General features: G+C 30.7%; 19 protein-coding genes. 16 read left to right on the top strand and 3 right to left on the bottom strand.

Annotated elements, in window-relative coordinates:
• Nucleotides 1–40: 40 nt before the first annotated feature.
• Nucleotides 41–427 carry a rhodanese-like domain-containing protein gene (locus tag HMPREF2647_RS04190; protein WP_002449897.1) on the bottom strand — a complete coding sequence of 129 codons (387 nt, stop codon included), beginning with the start codon at nt 425–427 and terminating at the stop codon, nt 41–43.
• Between the two features lie 150 nt (nt 428–577).
• On the opposite strand from HMPREF2647_RS04190, the gene HMPREF2647_RS04185 reads away from it, so the two are divergent.
• Nucleotides 578–1408 carry a lipoate--protein ligase family protein gene (locus HMPREF2647_RS04185; protein ID WP_017176246.1) on the top strand — a complete coding sequence of 277 codons (831 nt, stop codon included), beginning with the start codon at nt 578–580 and terminating at the stop codon, nt 1406–1408.
• Between the two features lie 51 nt (nt 1409–1459).
• Here the strand turns inward: HMPREF2647_RS04185 and HMPREF2647_RS11445 are convergent, their stop codons facing one another.
• Nucleotides 1460–1675 carry an SA1362 family protein gene (locus HMPREF2647_RS11445; RefSeq protein WP_017176247.1) on the bottom strand — a complete coding sequence of 72 codons (216 nt, stop codon included), beginning with the start codon at nt 1673–1675 and terminating at the stop codon, nt 1460–1462.
• Nucleotides 1676–1691: 16 nt separating this feature from the next.
• Nucleotides 1692–2273, bottom strand: a complete 582-nt coding sequence (locus HMPREF2647_RS04175; RefSeq protein ID WP_017176248.1) for a putative periplasmic lipoprotein — start codon at nt 2271–2273, stop codon at nt 1692–1694.
• 100 nt (nt 2274–2373) lie between these two features.
• On the opposite strand from HMPREF2647_RS04175, the gene HMPREF2647_RS04170 reads away from it, so the two are divergent.
• From HMPREF2647_RS04170 to HMPREF2647_RS04100, 15 genes are all read left to right on the top strand, one after another.
• Complete coding sequence (locus HMPREF2647_RS04170; RefSeq protein WP_049382014.1) at nt 2374–3432, top strand: M24 family metallopeptidase; 1059 nt, start codon at nt 2374–2376, stop codon at nt 3430–3432.
• Between the two features lie 27 nt (nt 3433–3459).
• Nucleotides 3460–4017, top strand: coding sequence for an elongation factor P (gene efp, locus HMPREF2647_RS04165; RefSeq protein ID WP_002449752.1), 558 nt, complete (start codon nt 3460–3462; stop codon nt 4015–4017).
• A 258-nt stretch (nt 4018–4275) separates the two neighbouring features.
• Nucleotides 4276–4752 (top strand): acetyl-CoA carboxylase biotin carboxyl carrier protein, encoded by a 477-nt coding sequence (accB, locus tag HMPREF2647_RS04160; protein WP_019835214.1) that lies wholly within the window; start codon nt 4276–4278, stop codon nt 4750–4752.
• On the top strand, nt 4752–6107 hold the full coding sequence (accC, locus tag HMPREF2647_RS04155) for an acetyl-CoA carboxylase biotin carboxylase subunit (RefSeq protein WP_017176250.1): 1356 nt from the start codon (nt 4752–4754) through the stop codon (nt 6105–6107). The genes accB and accC overlap by 1 nt, the downstream gene beginning before the upstream one ends.
• A gap of 12 nt (nt 6108–6119) precedes the next feature.
• Nucleotides 6120–6479, top strand: a complete 360-nt coding sequence (locus HMPREF2647_RS04150; protein WP_017176251.1) for an Asp23/Gls24 family envelope stress response protein — start codon at nt 6120–6122, stop codon at nt 6477–6479.
• 32 nt (nt 6480–6511) lie between these two features.
• Nucleotides 6512–6898 (top strand): transcription antitermination factor NusB, encoded by a 387-nt coding sequence (nusB, locus tag HMPREF2647_RS04145; RefSeq protein WP_017176252.1) that lies wholly within the window; start codon nt 6512–6514, stop codon nt 6896–6898.
• Nucleotides 6899–6918: 20 nt separating this feature from the next.
• A complete protein-coding gene (gene xseA / locus HMPREF2647_RS04140) occupies nt 6919–8256 on the top strand; it encodes an exodeoxyribonuclease VII large subunit (RefSeq protein WP_048787740.1) in 1338 nt (445 codons plus the stop codon).
• Entirely contained in the window at nt 8249–8479 is a 231-nt protein-coding gene (locus tag HMPREF2647_RS04135; protein WP_017176254.1) for an exodeoxyribonuclease VII small subunit, read from the top strand. The genes xseA and HMPREF2647_RS04135 overlap by 8 nt, the downstream gene beginning before the upstream one ends.
• On the top strand, nt 8457–9338 hold the full coding sequence (locus HMPREF2647_RS04130; RefSeq protein ID WP_019835216.1) for a polyprenyl synthetase family protein: 882 nt from the start codon (nt 8457–8459) through the stop codon (nt 9336–9338). Before HMPREF2647_RS04135 ends, HMPREF2647_RS04130 begins: the two co-directional genes overlap by 23 nt.
• Before the next feature lie 261 nt (nt 9339–9599).
• Nucleotides 9600–10052: a transcriptional regulator AhrC/ArgR gene (gene ahrC / locus HMPREF2647_RS04125; RefSeq protein WP_002449839.1), complete on the top strand. Its 453-nt coding sequence runs from the start codon at nt 9600–9602 to the stop codon at nt 10050–10052.
• A gap of 15 nt (nt 10053–10067) precedes the next feature.
• Nucleotides 10068–11741, top strand: a complete 1674-nt coding sequence (gene recN / locus HMPREF2647_RS04120) for a DNA repair protein RecN (protein ID WP_049434811.1) — start codon at nt 10068–10070, stop codon at nt 11739–11741.
• A gap of 142 nt (nt 11742–11883) precedes the next feature.
• On the top strand, nt 11884–13308 hold the full coding sequence (lpdA, locus tag HMPREF2647_RS04115) for a dihydrolipoyl dehydrogenase (protein ID WP_019835218.1): 1425 nt from the start codon (nt 11884–11886) through the stop codon (nt 13306–13308).
• A gap of 13 nt (nt 13309–13321) precedes the next feature.
• Nucleotides 13322–14323: a thiamine pyrophosphate-dependent dehydrogenase E1 component subunit alpha gene (locus tag HMPREF2647_RS04110; RefSeq protein WP_017176258.1), complete on the top strand. Its 1002-nt coding sequence runs from the start codon at nt 13322–13324 to the stop codon at nt 14321–14323.
• Nucleotides 14316–15299, top strand: coding sequence for an alpha-ketoacid dehydrogenase subunit beta (locus HMPREF2647_RS04105; protein WP_019835219.1), 984 nt, complete (start codon nt 14316–14318; stop codon nt 15297–15299). The genes HMPREF2647_RS04110 and HMPREF2647_RS04105 overlap by 8 nt, the downstream gene beginning before the upstream one ends.
• 12 nt (nt 15300–15311) lie before the next feature.
• A complete protein-coding gene (locus HMPREF2647_RS04100) occupies nt 15312–16598 on the top strand; it encodes a dihydrolipoamide acetyltransferase family protein (RefSeq protein WP_019835220.1) in 1287 nt (428 codons plus the stop codon).
• Nucleotides 16599–16682: the final 84 nt, after the last annotated feature.

Below are 16682 nucleotides of genomic sequence, written 5' to 3'. Positions count from 1 at the left end.
AAACTCTCAAGAAATTTCTTGAGAGTTTTATTTCTGATAATTATTTTTTAGTTTTAATTTTACCAGTCCATTTTTTATAGCCGCCTTTAAGCATGTATAAATCTTTATATCCATTTTTTTTCAAAATGCGAGCAGCACGATAACTGGCAATACCATTTGCATCACAAAGATATACAGGTTGATCTTTACGTAAACCTTGAAATCTTTGTCTAAACATAGATATTGGAATATTGCGAGCACCATTAATATGACCATAATCATAATCAACTTTTTCACGTACATCAATGACTTGAGCTTTTCTTAAACCTTTATGAAATTCGTTTTGATCTAGTTCAGTTACAGCTCGTCGATTAAGAAAGAAATTTCCAACCATGTAAAGGATTATTAAAACTATAATTATTAATGCTATAATCAAAGATACATTCATATTGCATCCTCCCTAATTAACCGTTATTATTAATTATAAAGGTGTTAGCTCAATTTATCAAAAATTTTTTATTGTTTCATATTTCTAATACATTCTAAAGTAACATTAACGTTGAATTTATATAAATTAAGTTGTGATTGGAGTTTTTATATGACTGAAACATGGAATTTTATCAATACTGGGAGCCATGATCCTTATTATAATATGGCAATGGATGAAGCCTTATTAAATTTTGTTTCAAGAGGGGAAATTGATCCTGTAGTTAGATTTTATACTTGGAATCCTGCTACCTTATCTGTAGGTTATTTTCAAAGATTAAAAAAAGAAATTGATATCGATAAAGTGAAAGAAAAAGGATTTGGTTTAGTTCGCCGTCAAACTGGTGGTAGAGGCGTTCTACATGACAAAGAATTAACATATAGTGTTATCGTACCTGAATCTCATCCAAATATGCCTTCTACAATTACTGAAGCCTACCGTGTCATTTCAGAAGGACTTTTAGAAGGCTTTAAATTATTAGGATTTGATGCTTATTTTGCTATTCCACGTTCTAAAGAAGAGAGAGAAAAATTAAAACAACCAAGAAGTGCCGTTTGCTTTGATGCCCCAAGTTGGTATGAATTGGTCGTTGAAGGACGTAAAATTGCAGGTAGTGCACAAACACGTCAAAAGGGTGTTATTCTTCAACATGGGTCACTACTTCAAGATGTAGATGTAGACGAATTATTTGATATGTTTATTTTTAAGAATGATCGCTTGAAAGAAAAAATGAAAAAAGCTTTTGTAGATAAAGCTGTAGCAATAAATGATATATCAGATAGACACATCTCTATTGAAGAAATGGAAAAAGCATTTGAAGAAGGATTTAAAAAAGGTTTAAATATCGAATTTAAACCACTATCTCTAACTGAAAATCAATTAGCCGAAGTAAAAGTTCTTGAAGAAAAATATCGTTCAGAAGAGTGGTTATATAAAAAATAGATATAAAACAAGGAGGCTTAAGAGTACTAATACTCTTGAACCTCCTTGTTTTTATTTTCTTTGTCTTTTTTTATATTTTCGGACTGCTCTTCGATATTTTCTCTGATCTTCTGTAAGGAAGAAGAAATAATAGATAAAGTAAATAATAAGAGCAATCATTATAAGTGTGAAAATTGTTTTCATGAACGACATTACAAAAATATTTAGATTTAGCAGTAAACCTATAGCTGCTATAATTAAAACGAAATAAAATATAATATTTTTCAACTAAAAAACTCCTATTTTATGAACTACTAGAAACATTAATTTGTGATAACTTCATCTTACCTTGATTTATTTTCTTTTTATTGTTAGATTCATAGCCATTTTTAATATCTTTAAAAGCAGATTGAAGATTTTTGTTTATTTGTTTAATAGTTTTATCTTCGTTAGTATTATCATTTGATATATTACTTTTATCTGTATCACTTTTATATTTGCTGTAGGCATCATCTATATCATTTGATAATGAATTTAGCTTTTCAAGATTTTGATTTTTATCATCTTTTTTAGTTTTATTTAAATCAAGTTGATTAAATTTATCGATAATCTTAGCAATATCTTGATAATAATTTGAAGAAGCTTGTAAAAAATTAGCTTCATTATTATTATCAACAGTTTTAGATACATTCTTTTTATCTTTATTTAATGCTTCTAACTGAGATTTTTGATTATTTATATCTTGATTTAGTTGTTGAATTTTTAATTTTAAATTATGATTCTCATCTCTTAAATTGGTTGTTTTATCTTCTAAAGGTCCTAAATTTTGAGAGCCACAGCCAACCAAAAACAAAGAAGCTCCTAAAATCGTTAATAATCTTTTCATGTAAATCTCCCTAAATCAAAATATCTTTAATATTTTAAGTATGTTATTATTTTAATGTATATAATAAAAATGTACAAACGTTATACAAGGAGTGGGTTAAATGGATAAATTAGCTAAAGTTCGTCATATATTAAAAAGTGAAAATCTTGATGCTCTTGTTATATTATCTGACTATAATAGACGTTATATTTCTGATTTCACTGGAACAAGTGGCGCTTTAATCATTTCTAATAATGAAAATAAGTTGATTACAGATTTCCGTTATATTGAACAAGCCACAAATCAAGCCACTCACTTTGAAATTGTAAATCGACGTAGTGGGATTATTGATGAGATAAAAGAAATTATAAAAAACAAGCAGTATAAAACAGTAGGTTTTGAAGGTCATTTAGTTAGCTATGATACGTTTCAAGAATTAAGCCAAATTGATACGAAGTACGTAAGTATAGGCAATGCCATTGAAAAAATTAGAGAAATTAAATCACCTGAAGAAATCGCTAAAATAAAATATGCGGCTAAGATCGTGGATGATACTTATAACTACATTTTAAATATTGCAAAAGTTGGAATGACTGAAAGAGAGTTAAAAGCATTGCTTGAAAGTAAAATGTTAGAACTAGGCGCTGATGGTCCATCATTTGATACAATCGTTGCTTCTGGTTATAGAGGGGCTTTGCCTCATGGAGTTGCTAGTGATAAAGTAATCGAAAAAGGTGACATGATTACTCTTGACTTTGGTGCATATTATAGAGGATACTGTTCAGATATTACTAGAACATTTGCGATTGGTGAACCTGATAAAAAATTGAAAGAAATCTATAATATCGTGCTTCAATCTCAAATAAAGGCAATTGAAGAAATCAAGCCAGGTATGACAACTAAGGAAGTTGATGCATTATCTAGAGATTATATTAAAGCACATGGTTATGGTAATGAATTTGGTCATTCTTTAGGTCATGGTATTGGTTTGGATATTCATGAAGGTCCAGTATTATCTAAAAATACTAATGATACAGTTCAAGTTAATAATTGTGTTACTATTGAACCAGGTATTTATGTAGATGGTCTTGGTGGAGTGCGTATAGAAGATGACATTTTAATTACTGAAAATGGGTGTGAAGTCTTTACTAAATGCACAAAAGACCTTATTATTTTATAGTAAGCGTATAATTGAGGAGGAAACTGAATGATTTCGGTTAATGATTTTAAAACAGGTTTAACTATTTCAGTAGATAATGGAATTTGGAAAGTAATTGATTTCCAACACGTAAAACCAGGTAAAGGTTCTGCTTTTGTTCGTTCTAAATTACGTAATTTAAGAACAGGCGCTATTCAAGAAAAAACTTTCCGAGCTGGTGAAAAAGTAGAACAAGCGATGATTGAAAATCGTCGTATGCAATATTTATATGCTGATGGAGATACTCATGTCTTCATGGATAATGAAACATTTGATCAAACAGAATTATCTGGCGATTACTTAAAAGATGAATTAAAATATTTAAAAGCGAATATGGAAGTTCAAATTCAGTCATATGAAGGTGAAACGATTGGTATTGAATTACCAAAAACTGTTGAACTTGAAGTTACTGAAACAGAGCCAGGTATTAAAGGTGATACTGCAACTGGTGCTACAAAATCTGCTACAGTTGAAACCGGTTATACTTTAAATGTACCATTATTCGTTAACGAAGGCGATGTGTTAGTTATTAATACAAGCGATGGTAGTTACATTTCAAGAGCATAATTAATAATTTTAAAAATTTAAATTAAAACAGGTTAATGCATATTTAATTATGGATTAACCTGTTTTTATATAAATAATGAAAAAGAATAATCAATATTTTAGTATCTAAGTTTTAATATAAATTTACTATATTATAATTACTTATATACTTTTTTAATCATAAGTTAGATCTCAGTTAAATGAACACGCTTGAATTGATTTTCACACTCAAGTAAAATAGATGGGTAGATGAAAACTAAGTCGAGGAGTCATTAAATTATGAACTTTAAAGAAATTAAAGAATTAATTCAAATTCTTGATGAATCAAGTTTAACTGAAATTAATATAGAAGATAATAAAGGTAGCGTAGTTAATTTAAAAAAACAAAAAGAAACTGAAATTATTACGCCTCAATATTCACAACAACCAACAGTGATGGCATCTCAACCATCTGTACAAACACCAATGGCAAATGAAATGTCTCAAACTAGTGAAGTAAACCAAGAAAATGAAATGTCAAACTACGAAACAATTAATGCCCCGATGGTAGGGACTTTTTATAAATCTCCATCACCTGAAGAGGAAGCTTATGTACAAGTTGGGGATAAAGTCACTAATGATTCAACTGTATGTATCTTAGAAGCCATGAAATTATTTAATGAAATTCAAGCAGAAGTCACAGGAGAAATCGTTGAAATTTTAGTGGAAGACGGACAAATGGTAGAGTATGGCCAGCCGTTATTTAAGGTGAAATAATGAAAAAAGTATTAATCGCAAATCGTGGTGAGATTGCAGTTAGAATTATTAGAGCTTGTCATGATTTAGGTATTCAAACTGTTGCTATATATTCTGAGGGAGATAAAGATGCATTACATACTCAAATCGCTGATGAAGCATATTGTGTCGGTCCAACTCAGTCTAAAGATTCATATTTAAATATTCCAAACATCCTATCTATAGCGACTTCAACAGGATGTGATGCAATTCATCCAGGTTATGGCTTTTTAGCCGAAAATGGTGATTTCGCTGAACTTTGTGAAGCTTGCCAATTAAAATTTATTGGACCAAGTTATCAATCCATTCAAAAAATGGGTATTAAAGATGTAGCTAAAGCTGAAATGATAGCAGCTAACGTGCCTGTAGTACCAGGAAGTGATGGATTAATTGATTCGATTGAAGATGCTAAAAAAGTGGCTAAACAGATAGGATATCCAGTTATTATTAAAGCTACTGCTGGTGGCGGAGGTAAAGGAATTCGCGTTGCACGAAATGAGAACGATTTAGAAAATGGTTACCGTATGACACAACAAGAAGCGCAAACAGCTTTCGGTAATGGTGGATTATACTTAGAAAAATTCATTGAAAATTTCCGTCATATTGAAATTCAAGTGATTGGTGATCAATTCGGTAATGTAATTCATTTAGGCGAACGTGACTGCACAATTCAAAGACGTATGCAAAAATTAGTAGAAGAGTCACCTTCGCCAATACTTACAGATGAAAAACGTAAAGAGATGGGTAAAGCCGCTATTCGCGCAGCTAAAGCAGTGAATTATGAAAATGCTGGTACTATAGAATTCATATATGATTTAAATGAAAATAAATTCTATTTTATGGAAATGAATACACGAATTCAAGTAGAACATCCAGTTACTGAAATGGTAACCGGTGTAGACTTAGTGAAATTGCAATTAAAAGTTGCTATGGGAGAACCGCTACCTTATAAGCAAGATGATATTACAATAAATGGCCATGCCATTGAATATAGAATTAATGCTGAAAATCCTTATAAAAATTTTATGCCTTCACCAGGTAAAATTACACAATACCTTGCGCCAGGAGGATACGGAGTAAGAATCGAATCAGCATGTTATACAAACTATACGATTCCACCTTATTATGACTCAATGGTAGCAAAATTGATTGTGCATGAACCTACCAGAGATGAAGCAATAATGACTGGGATTCGAGCACTAAGTGAATATTTAATTCTAGGAATAGATACAACAATTCCATTCCATCTTAAATTAATGAATAATGATATTTTTAAATCTGGAGATTATAATACAAACTTTTTAGAAAAGTATAATATTATGGCTGAGAGTGAATAGGAGGATAAAACAATGGTAAATGTAGCAGATTATTCACATGCTAATTTAGGTAAAGTAGAAATTGTACCAGAAGTTATTTCAGTAATAGCAAGTATTGCTGTTTCTGAAGTTGAAGGAGTGACTGGGCATTTTTATGAACTAAGAAAGAGTAATATTGAAAAAATAAGTCGTAAAAATTTAAATAAAAATTTAAAAGTTAATACTAAAGATGATGGTATTCATATTGATGTTTATTGCTCTATTAAACATGGAATAAAAATAGCTAAAGTTGCAAGTAAAATTCAGACTTCTATTTTTAATTCCATTAAAACAATGACTGCTATCGAACCCAAAGAAATTAACATTCATATCATGCACATTACAGCTGAATAAATCAAAGTTACCATAATACAAAGGAGTTTCTTATGAGTCGTAAAGAATCAAGAAAACAAGCATTTCAGACATTGTTTCAACTAGAAATGAAAAATACAGATTTAACAATCAATGAAGCTATAAATTTTATAAAAGACGATTATCCAGACTTAGATTTTGAGTTCATTCATTGGCTTGTTACAGGAGTGAAAGATCATGAACAAGTTTTAGATCAAACAATTGAACCAAAATTAAAAGACTGGTCTATACAACGATTATTAAAAACGGATCGTATTATTTTAAGAATGGCTACCTTTGAATTGCTTCATAGTGATACGCCCCCTAAAGTCATCATTAATGAAGCAGTAGAGCTAACAAAACAATTTAGTGATGAAGGTCATTATAAATTTATAAACGGTGTCTTAAGTAATATAAAATAAACATATTTGAGTGATGAATCATGTCAGAATATTTAAGTGTCTCTACTTTAACTAAATATATTAAATATAAATTTGATCAAGATCCACACTTACAATCTATCCTCTTAAAAGGTGAACTCTCAAACTTTAAAAAACATTCTAGTGGTCATCTTTATTTTAATGTGAAAGATAAAAATAGTGTGATAAGTGCTATGATGTTTAAGGGAAATGCTTCTAAACTAACATTTGATCCTAAAGAAGGAGACGAAGTTTTATTAGAAGCTCGAGTTTCAGTTTATGAACGTAGAGGAAATTATCAAATTTATGTTAATAAAATGGAAATTGATGGTATAGGAAATTTATACCAAAAGCTAGAGCAATTAAAAGAAAAACTAAATAAGCAGGGAATTTTTAATCAAAATCATAAAAAAGCAATCCCTAGATTTCCTAAAAAAATTGCTATTCTTACAGCTGATACTGGAGCAGCAATCAGAGATATTCACACTACCATAGATAGTAGATACCCTCTAGTAGAAAAAATATCAATTAGTACATTAGTGCAAGGTATTAATGCTAAAAATGACATTATTGAAAAAATTAAGTATGCAGATACTTTAGGAGTAGATACCATCATTTTAGGCCGTGGAGGCGGCTCTATTGAAGATTTATGGAATTTCAATGAAGAAGAAGTTGTTCGAGCTATATATGAGTGTCATACACCAATTATCTCAGCTGTAGGACATGAAACTGATTTTACTCTTAGTGATTTTGTAGCAGATATGAGAGCAGCAACACCTACTCAAGCTGCTGTTATCGCTACACCAGATCAGTACGAACTCATTCAACAAATACATCAGTATCGATTTTCTCTTACTAAAAGTATTAAACAACTAGTAGAAAAACAACATAAACAATTAGATTATTTGTCATCATATTATAAATTTAAGCAACCTACATTATTATATGATCAACAGATTCAACGAAGAGACGATTTAGAGAAAAAACTAACACAACGTTTAACGTTAAATATTGAAAAAAATAGAAACAATATCACTGTATTGCGTCAACATTTTAATATAAGAAGATTAAATGATTTAATTGTACAATATCAAAAAATGAGCCGTAATAATGAAAATAGATTAATAAATTTAACATATAACTTAATTAATCATAATAAAGCTAATTTAAAAAATAAAATTGAGCAATTAAATCAACTTAGTCCAACTAATACAATGTTAAGAGGATATTCAATTGTTAATAAGGATAATAAAGTCATTACAAGCACACACGATTTAAATGAACAAGATGAAATCACATTATCAATGAAAGACGGTAATATAGATGCTATAGTTAAGAAAGTAAGGTGTGAAGATGAGTAAAGAACAACAAAGTTTTGAAGAAATGATGAAAGAATTAGAAAGTATAGTTCAAAAGTTAGATAATGAAACTGTTTCATTAGAAGAATCTCTTGATTTATATCAACGTGGTATGAAATTATCATCTGCTTGTGACAAAACTTTGAAAGATGCTGAAAATAAAGTAAATCAATTAATCAAAGAAGAAACAAAGGATGAAGATGATGTTGAAGAAATCAATGAATGAATTGATTGAAATTATAAATAATAATCTTGACGGTATTATAAAATCGTCTCCATTAAATACTAAACTAGAGGAAAGTATGCAATATTCACTTGATGCTGGTGGTAAAAGAATTCGTCCAGTGCTTGTATTACTCACTTTAGAAGTGTTAAATGAAAATTATAAAAAAGGGTTACAAACCGCACTGGCATTAGAAATGATTCATACTTATTCACTTATACATGATGATTTGCCTGCAATGGACAATGATGATTTTAGAAGAGGAAAATTAACAAATCATAAAGTGTACGGAGAATGGAAAGCGATTTTAGCGGGAGATGCCTTACTAACAAAAGCATTTGAACTAATTGCAAATGATAAAAACTTAGAAGCTGAAACAAAAGTAAAAGTTATTTCAAGACTAGCACATGATAGTGGCAATCTCGGCATGGTCGGTGGCCAAACCTTAGATATGGATAGTGAGAATACTCCAATAGAATTACATACTCTAGAGCAAATTCATAAGGCAAAAACTGGAGCTCTTTTAAAATTTTCTATTTTAAGTGCTGCGGATATTGCCAATGTAAATGATGAAACTTTAAATACATTAGATTGTTTCAGTGAACACTTAGGCCTAATGTTTCAAATAAAAGATGATTTATTAGATGTTTATGGTGACGAGAAAAAATTGGGTAAAAAAGTGGGAAGCGATGTAGAAAACCATAAAAGTACTTATGTTTCTTTACTTGGTAAATCAGGCGCTGAAGAAAAACTAAAATATCATAAAGATGCTGCAATAGATGCAATTAATCAATTGAAATCACAATATGATGTTGAACCGCTTCTAGAAATTGTAGATTTATTTTATTCACGTGACCATTAATAGTTAGAGTTTTTCTCTTTAAAGATTACTAAAACAATAATCTTTAAAGAGTTTTTTGTTTTAGTAATCTACTTTTAATGATTTATAATGCATAAATGTATATAAATTTAAATTTAATTTAAATAGAAAATATGATAATACGTATCATAAATAATAATATCTTTCTTCAAATCAACCTTTCTAAAGGATAACTTTAGTAGTAGTTAAAATAACGTTGTGTTAAAATCATTGTATAAATATTCGAAACTAGGAGTGTTCATAATGGCAAAAAAATCTGTAAGACATATAAAAATAAGAGAGATTATTTCAAGTGAACAAATTGAAACACAAGATGAACTTGTAAAACGTCTAAATGAATACGACCTAAATGTTACTCAAGCGACTGTCTCTCGTGACATTAAAGAATTGCAATTAATTAAAGTACCTGCTTCATCAGGACAATATGTATACAGCCTCCCCAACGATAGAAAGTACCATCCTTTAGAAAAATTAGGTAGATACTTAATGGATTCATTTGTAAATATTGAAGGAACAGGAAACCTACTCGTACTAAAAACGCTTCCTGGTAATGCTCAATCTATCGGAGCAATCTTAGATCAAATTGATTGGGATGAAGTATTAGGAACTATTTGTGGTGATGATACCTGTCTATTAATATGCAGAGATGAAGAAGCAAGTCATACAATTAAAACAAGAATTTTCAATTTATTATAAGGATGCGATTAATCTATGTTACAAACCTTATCAATAAAGCAATTTGCAATTATAGATGAACTCGAAATTCATTTTTCTGATGGTTTAACTGTGCTTAGTGGTGAAACTGGATCTGGTAAATCAATTATTATAGATGCAATAGGCCAACTTATTGGTATGCGTGCCTCTTCTGATTTTGTAAGACATGGAGAGAAAAAAGCAATTATCGAAGGGATTTTTGATATTGATAATAGTAAAGAGGCCATTTCAGTTTTAAATGAGTTAGATATTGATATTGATGAAGACTTTCTATTAGTAAAAAGAGAGATTTTTAGTTCGGGAAAAAGTATTTGTCGTATTAATAATCAAATTGTTACGCTTCAAGATCTAAGAAAAGTGATGCAAGAACTTTTAGACATACACGGCCAACATGAAACGCAAACGTTATTAAAACAAAAATATCATTTAAAATTATTAGATGATTATGCTGAAAATCAATATAGCCGTGTTAAAGAACAATATGAAACGACATTTAATGAATATAAAGAAAAGAAAAAAGAACTTGAAGAATTACAGTCTGCTGATCAAGCATTATTGCAACGTCTTGATTTAATGAAGTTTCAATTTGAGGAATTGCAAGAAGCTTCTCTAAAAGAAGGTGAAATTACTCAATTAGAATCTGATATAAAACGAATCCAAAATTCTGAAAAATTAAGTTTAGCATTAAACAATGCGCATGTCACACTTACAGATGAACATGCTATCACCGACCGTTTATATGAATTAAGTAATCATTTACAAACTATTGATGACATTATTCCAGGTAGATTTAAAAAACTTAAAGCAGATATTGATCAGTTCTACTATACCTTAGAGGATGCTAAACACGAACTATACGATGAAATGTCAAATACTGAATTTGATGAACAATTACTTAATGAATTAGAATCTAGAATGAACTTACTGAATAATCTTAAACGTAAGTACGGTAAAACTATTGATGAACTTATTACTTATCAATCTAAATTAGAAAGTGAAATTTCTAAGATTGAAAATTATGAAGAAAGTACTTCTCAATTAAAAGAAGAAATTGACTTGCTTTATGAAAAAGTAATAAAATATGGACAGTCATTATCGAAGGAAAGACGAATTGTAGCTCGAACGTTACGGGATCATATCGTGGCTGAAATTCAAAATTTACAAATGAAAGATGCTAACCTCGAAATTTCATTTCAGCCCTTAGAAACTCCTACAATAGAAGGAATTGAGTTTGTAGAGTTTCTAATTAGTCCTAATAAGGGAGAACCACTTAAAAGTTTAAATAAAATAGCTTCTGGCGGAGAACTTTCTCGTATTATGCTAGCGTTAAAAAGTATATTCGTTGAATCAAGAGGTCAAACTGCTATTTTGTTTGATGAAGTTGATTCGGGGGTTTCTGGTCAAGCAGCTCAAAAAATGGCTGAAAAAATGAGAGATATTGCAAAATATATTCAAGTTATCTGTATATCTCACTTACCGCAAGTAGCTTCTATGAGTGATCATCACTTATTAATTAGTAAAATGACTAAGAATGATCGTACAACAACTCAAGTGAAAGAGTTAAAAAAAGAAGATAAAATTGACGAAATTGCTCGTATGATTTCTGGAGCAAGTGTAACTGAATTAACAAGAGAAAATGCTAGAGAAATGATTGCTCAAAATCATAAATAGTTTATAATTGAATAATTTAAATTAAGGTTGGATGTCGAAAAGAAATAGAACATACTGAGTATAATGTTATTTTTTATATTCAAATTGTTTATTCACACTTTTCAATTCTAACCTTTAAATCTGATTAATAAGGAGTAGCAAAATGTCTGAAAAACAATATGACTTAGTTGTTTTAGGTGGTGGGACAGCAGGATACGTAGCAGCGATTCGTGCTTCTCAATTAGGAAAAAAGGTAGCAATTGTAGAGAAATCTTTATTAGGTGGCACATGTTTACATAAAGGGTGTATTCCTACTAAAGCGCTACTTAAATCTGCTGAAGTGACTCGTACTGTTAGACAATCTTCAGAATTTGGTATAGACACAAACGATTTACATATTAATTTTGAAAAAATGATGAATCGAAAAACGGATATTGTTAATCAAATGCATAATGGCGTTCAAAGTTTAATGCAAAAAAATCATATTGATATTTATAATGGTATAGGACGTATTATGGGAACTTCTATATTTTCTCCACAAAGCGGAACAATTTCTGTTGAATACGAAGATGGCAGCTCAGAGTTACTTCCAAATCAATTTGTACTTATCGCTACAGGGTCACGTCCTCAAACATTACCATTTTTAGAAATTAATCATCAGAATATTTTATCGAGCGATGATATATTACAAATTGATACACTTCCAGACAGTATTGCTATTGTCGGGGGCGGTGTGATTGGCCTTGAATTTGCTTCCTTACTAACTGATTTAAATGTAAATGTTAAAGTGATTGAAGCAGGTAAACGTATATTACCTTCTGACAGTAAATCCATTTCTACATTTTTAAGAGATAGTTTAATTGAACGAGGTGTAGAATTTTTTGAGGATTGCCAACTAAGTGAAGAGAATATCATACATAAAAATGATGTCATTCAAATAAATATAAATGAAAAAACTACTATTACAGTTGATAAAATATTAGTTGCAGTAGGTCGTGTACCTAATACAAGTGATATTGGTATTCAGAATACTAAAATTCAATTAGATACTCATGGGTATATCAAAGTAAATGAATTTCAACAAACGAGTGATAAGCATCTTTATGCAGCAGGTGATTGTATCGGAACATTACAATTAGCTCACGTAGCTTCTAAAGAAGGAATTACTGCAGTTGAACATATGTTTAATGATCATCCGCTTCCAGTGAATTATCATTTAATGCCCAAATGTGTTTATACTTATCCAGAAGTCGCTTCTATCGGTTTAAATATAGAAACTGCTAAATCTCAAAATATTAAGGCAACAAGTTATAAAGTTCCTTTTAATGCTATTGGAAAAGCAGTTATTGAAGAAACTAAAAATAAACGTGGTTTTTGTGAAATTATATTAAATAAAGATAATGGAGATATTATTGGTATGAGTATGGTAGGCCCACACGTCACAGAGTTAATAAATGAAGTTGCTTTATTACAATTTATGAATGGATCGACATTAGAATTAGGATTAACGACTCATGCACATCCGTCATTGTCTGAAATATTGATGGAACTTGGGCTAAAGGCTGAAAACAGAGCGATCCACGTTTAAAGGAGGAAGTAAAATGATTGACTACAAATCTGTGGGACTTACAGATGAAGATTTGAGAGAAATATATAAATGGATGGACCTAGGACGAAAACTAGATGAACGCCTATGGTTACTTAACCGTGCTGGAAAAATACCCTTTGTAGTAAGTGGTCAAGGACAAGAAGCCACTCAAATTGGTATGGCGTATGCAATGAAAGAAGGAGATATTTCATCTCCGTATTATAGAGATTTAGCTTTCGTTACATATATGGGGATTTCACCTTATGATACAATGTTAGCTTCTTTCGGTAAAAAGGATGACATTAATTCTGGAGGAAAACAAATGCCTTCTCATTTTAGTCATAGAGAAAAAGGTATTTTATCTCAAAGTTCTCCGGTAGCAACACAAATCCCTCACTCAGTAGGCGCAGCATTAGCATTAAAAATGAATCAACAATCTAATATAGCAACTGCTACTGTAGGAGAAGGTAGTTCTAATCAAGGAGATTTTCATGAAGGATTGAATTTTGCTGGAGTCCATAAATTACCGTTTGTATGTGTAATTATTAATAATAAATACGCAATTTCAGTCCCTGATTCATTACAATATGCAGCAACGCATCTATCTGATAGAGCAATAGGTTATGGTATTCATGGAGAAACTGTAGATGGAAATGATCCAATTGCGATGTACAAAGCAATGAAAGAAGCAAGAGAAAGGGCACTTAATGGCGAAGGAGCAACGTTGATTGAAGCTATTACTACTCGAATGACTCCTCATTCTTCTGATGATGATGATACATATCGTTCTAAAGAAGAAAGAGATGCTTTCAAGACATCTGACTGTAATCTTAAATTCAAAAATGAATTACTCGATTTAGGCATTATTGATGAAGATTGGTTAAACGAATTAGATAATGCACATAAATCTATTATAGATAAAGCTACAAAAGATGCTGAAAATGCTCAATATCCAGATGTAGAAGAAACATATCAATATGTGTATGATCCGGAAGGAGATATTTTCAATGACTAAAATGAGTTATATAGAAGCCATTCAAAATGCACAAGACTTGGCTATGGAAAAAGATAATAATATTTTTATATTAGGAGAAGATGTAGGACGAAAAGGTGGTGTATTCGGTGCTACACGTGGTTTGCAAGAAAAATATGGAGAACTGCGTGTAATTGATACGCCTTTAGCAGAATCAAATATTATCGGTACTGCAATTGGTGCAGCAATGCTTGGCAAACGCCCTATAGCTGAAATTCAATTCGCAGATTTTATTTTACCAGCAGTTAATCAAATTATTAGTGAAGCTGCTAAAATGCGATATCGTTCTAATAACGATTGGCAATGTCCTTTAACTGTTCGTGCACCATTTGGTGGTGGCGTACATGGTGGTTTATATCATTCTCAAAGTATTGAGAGTATCTTTGCGTCTACACCTGGATTAACAATTGTAATTCCTTCAACTCCATATGATGCGAAAGGTTTATTATTATCTTCAATTGAATCAAATGATCCAGTATTATTTTTTGAACATAAAAAAGCATACCGATTTTTAAAAGACGAAGTACCCGATTCTTACTATACTATCCCTTTGGGTAAAGCTGATGTTAAACGTGAAGGTGATGATATTACAGTTTTCACTTATGGTTTATGTGTTAACTATTGTATTCAAGCGGCCGATATTTTAGAGGCAGATGGCATTAGCGTTGAAGTAGTGGACTTAAGAACAGTTTATCCATTAGATAAAACAACGATTATTGAACACGCTAAACGAAATGGTAAGATTTTGCTTGTAACTGAAGACAATCTTGAAGGTAGTGTTATGTCTGAAGTTTCAGCAATCATAGCCGAACATTGTTTATTCGAATTAGATGCACCAATTATGCGGTTAGCTGGTCCTGATGTTCCATCAATGCCATTTTCTCCTAACTTAGAAAATGAAGTAATGATGAATCCTGATAAGATATTAAAAAAAATGCGTGAGTTAGCACAATTTTAGGGAGGTAACATAATGGATGTTAAAATGCCAAAATTAGGAGAAAGTGTCCATGAAGGTACAATCGAACAATGGTTAGTTTCTGAAGGGGATCATGTGGATGAATATGAACCACTATGTGAAGTAGTTACAGATAAAGTAACAGCAGAAGTTCCTTCAACTATTTCTGGTACAATTACAGAGTTAATTGCTACTGAAGGTGAAACGATTGAAATCAATCAAACCATTTGTAAAATTCAACCCGATGATACATCTTTAAATTCTAATCAAGACGATACTGACGAAACTAATGAAACACCCAGTCAAACACAAAGTAATTCTGTAAAGAGCCAGTCTAAGCCTTCTAACACAAATCAATCATCTAAGCATTCGATCAATAATGGAAGATTTTCTCCAGTCGTATTTAAGATAGCTTCAGAAAACGATATTGATTTATCACAAGTCCCAGGCACAGGATTTGAAGGTAGAGTAACCAAAAAAGATATTGAAACTTATATTCAAGAAAACAACCAACAAAATTCAAAAGAAACATATACCACTCAGATAACGAATCATTCCGAAACAACTTCAAGAAATAATAACGCTTCATTAAATGAACCATTAGACGATTATACAATATCAGTTAAAGGCGTGCGAAAAGCAATTGCCCAAAATATGGTTACCAGTGCCACTGAAATTCCACATGGCTGGATGATGATAGAAGTCGATGCTACAAATCTTGTGAAAACTAGAAATCATTATAAGACTGTGTTTAAAAAACAAGAAGGATATAATTTAACTTTCTTTGCTTTCTTTGTAAAAGCTGTAGCAGAAGCTTTGAAATCTAATCCATTACTTAATAGCAGTTGGGATGGTAATGAAATTATAATTCATAAAGACATCAATATTTCAATAGCTGTAGCTGATGAAGATAAATTATATGTTCCTGTAATTAAAAATGCTGATGAAAAATCAATTAAAGGTATTGCTAGAGAAATCAATCAACTAGCACAAAAAGCTCGAAATCAACAACTGGCTCAAGAAGACATGACTGGTGGTACTTTTACAGTTAATAATACTGGTACATTTGGTTCTGTATCTTCAATGGGTATTATTAATCATCCTCAAGCAGCAATTTTACAAGTAGAATCAATTGTTAAAAAACCTGTTGTCATCGACGATATGATAGCTATAAGAAATATGGTTAATTTATGTATTTCAATTGATCATCGTATTTTAGATGGTGTTCAAACTGGACGATTTATGTCGCAAGTAAAAAATCGAATTGAAAGCTATTCAATTGAAACAACAAATATTTATTAAAAGTTTGTTATATTACAACCAACCTATTTGAACTATATGTTGTAAATTAGTAAAATGACAATAAATAATAATTGACTGAAAGGT

The sequence above is a fragment of the Staphylococcus sp. HMSC035D11 genome (genome assembly GCF_001836075.1).
Taxonomy (GTDB): Bacteria; Bacillota; Bacilli; order Staphylococcales; family Staphylococcaceae; genus Staphylococcus; species Staphylococcus hominis.
Note: the sequence above shows the minus strand (reverse complement) of the source record. Positions and strands in the feature narration are given on the sequence as shown.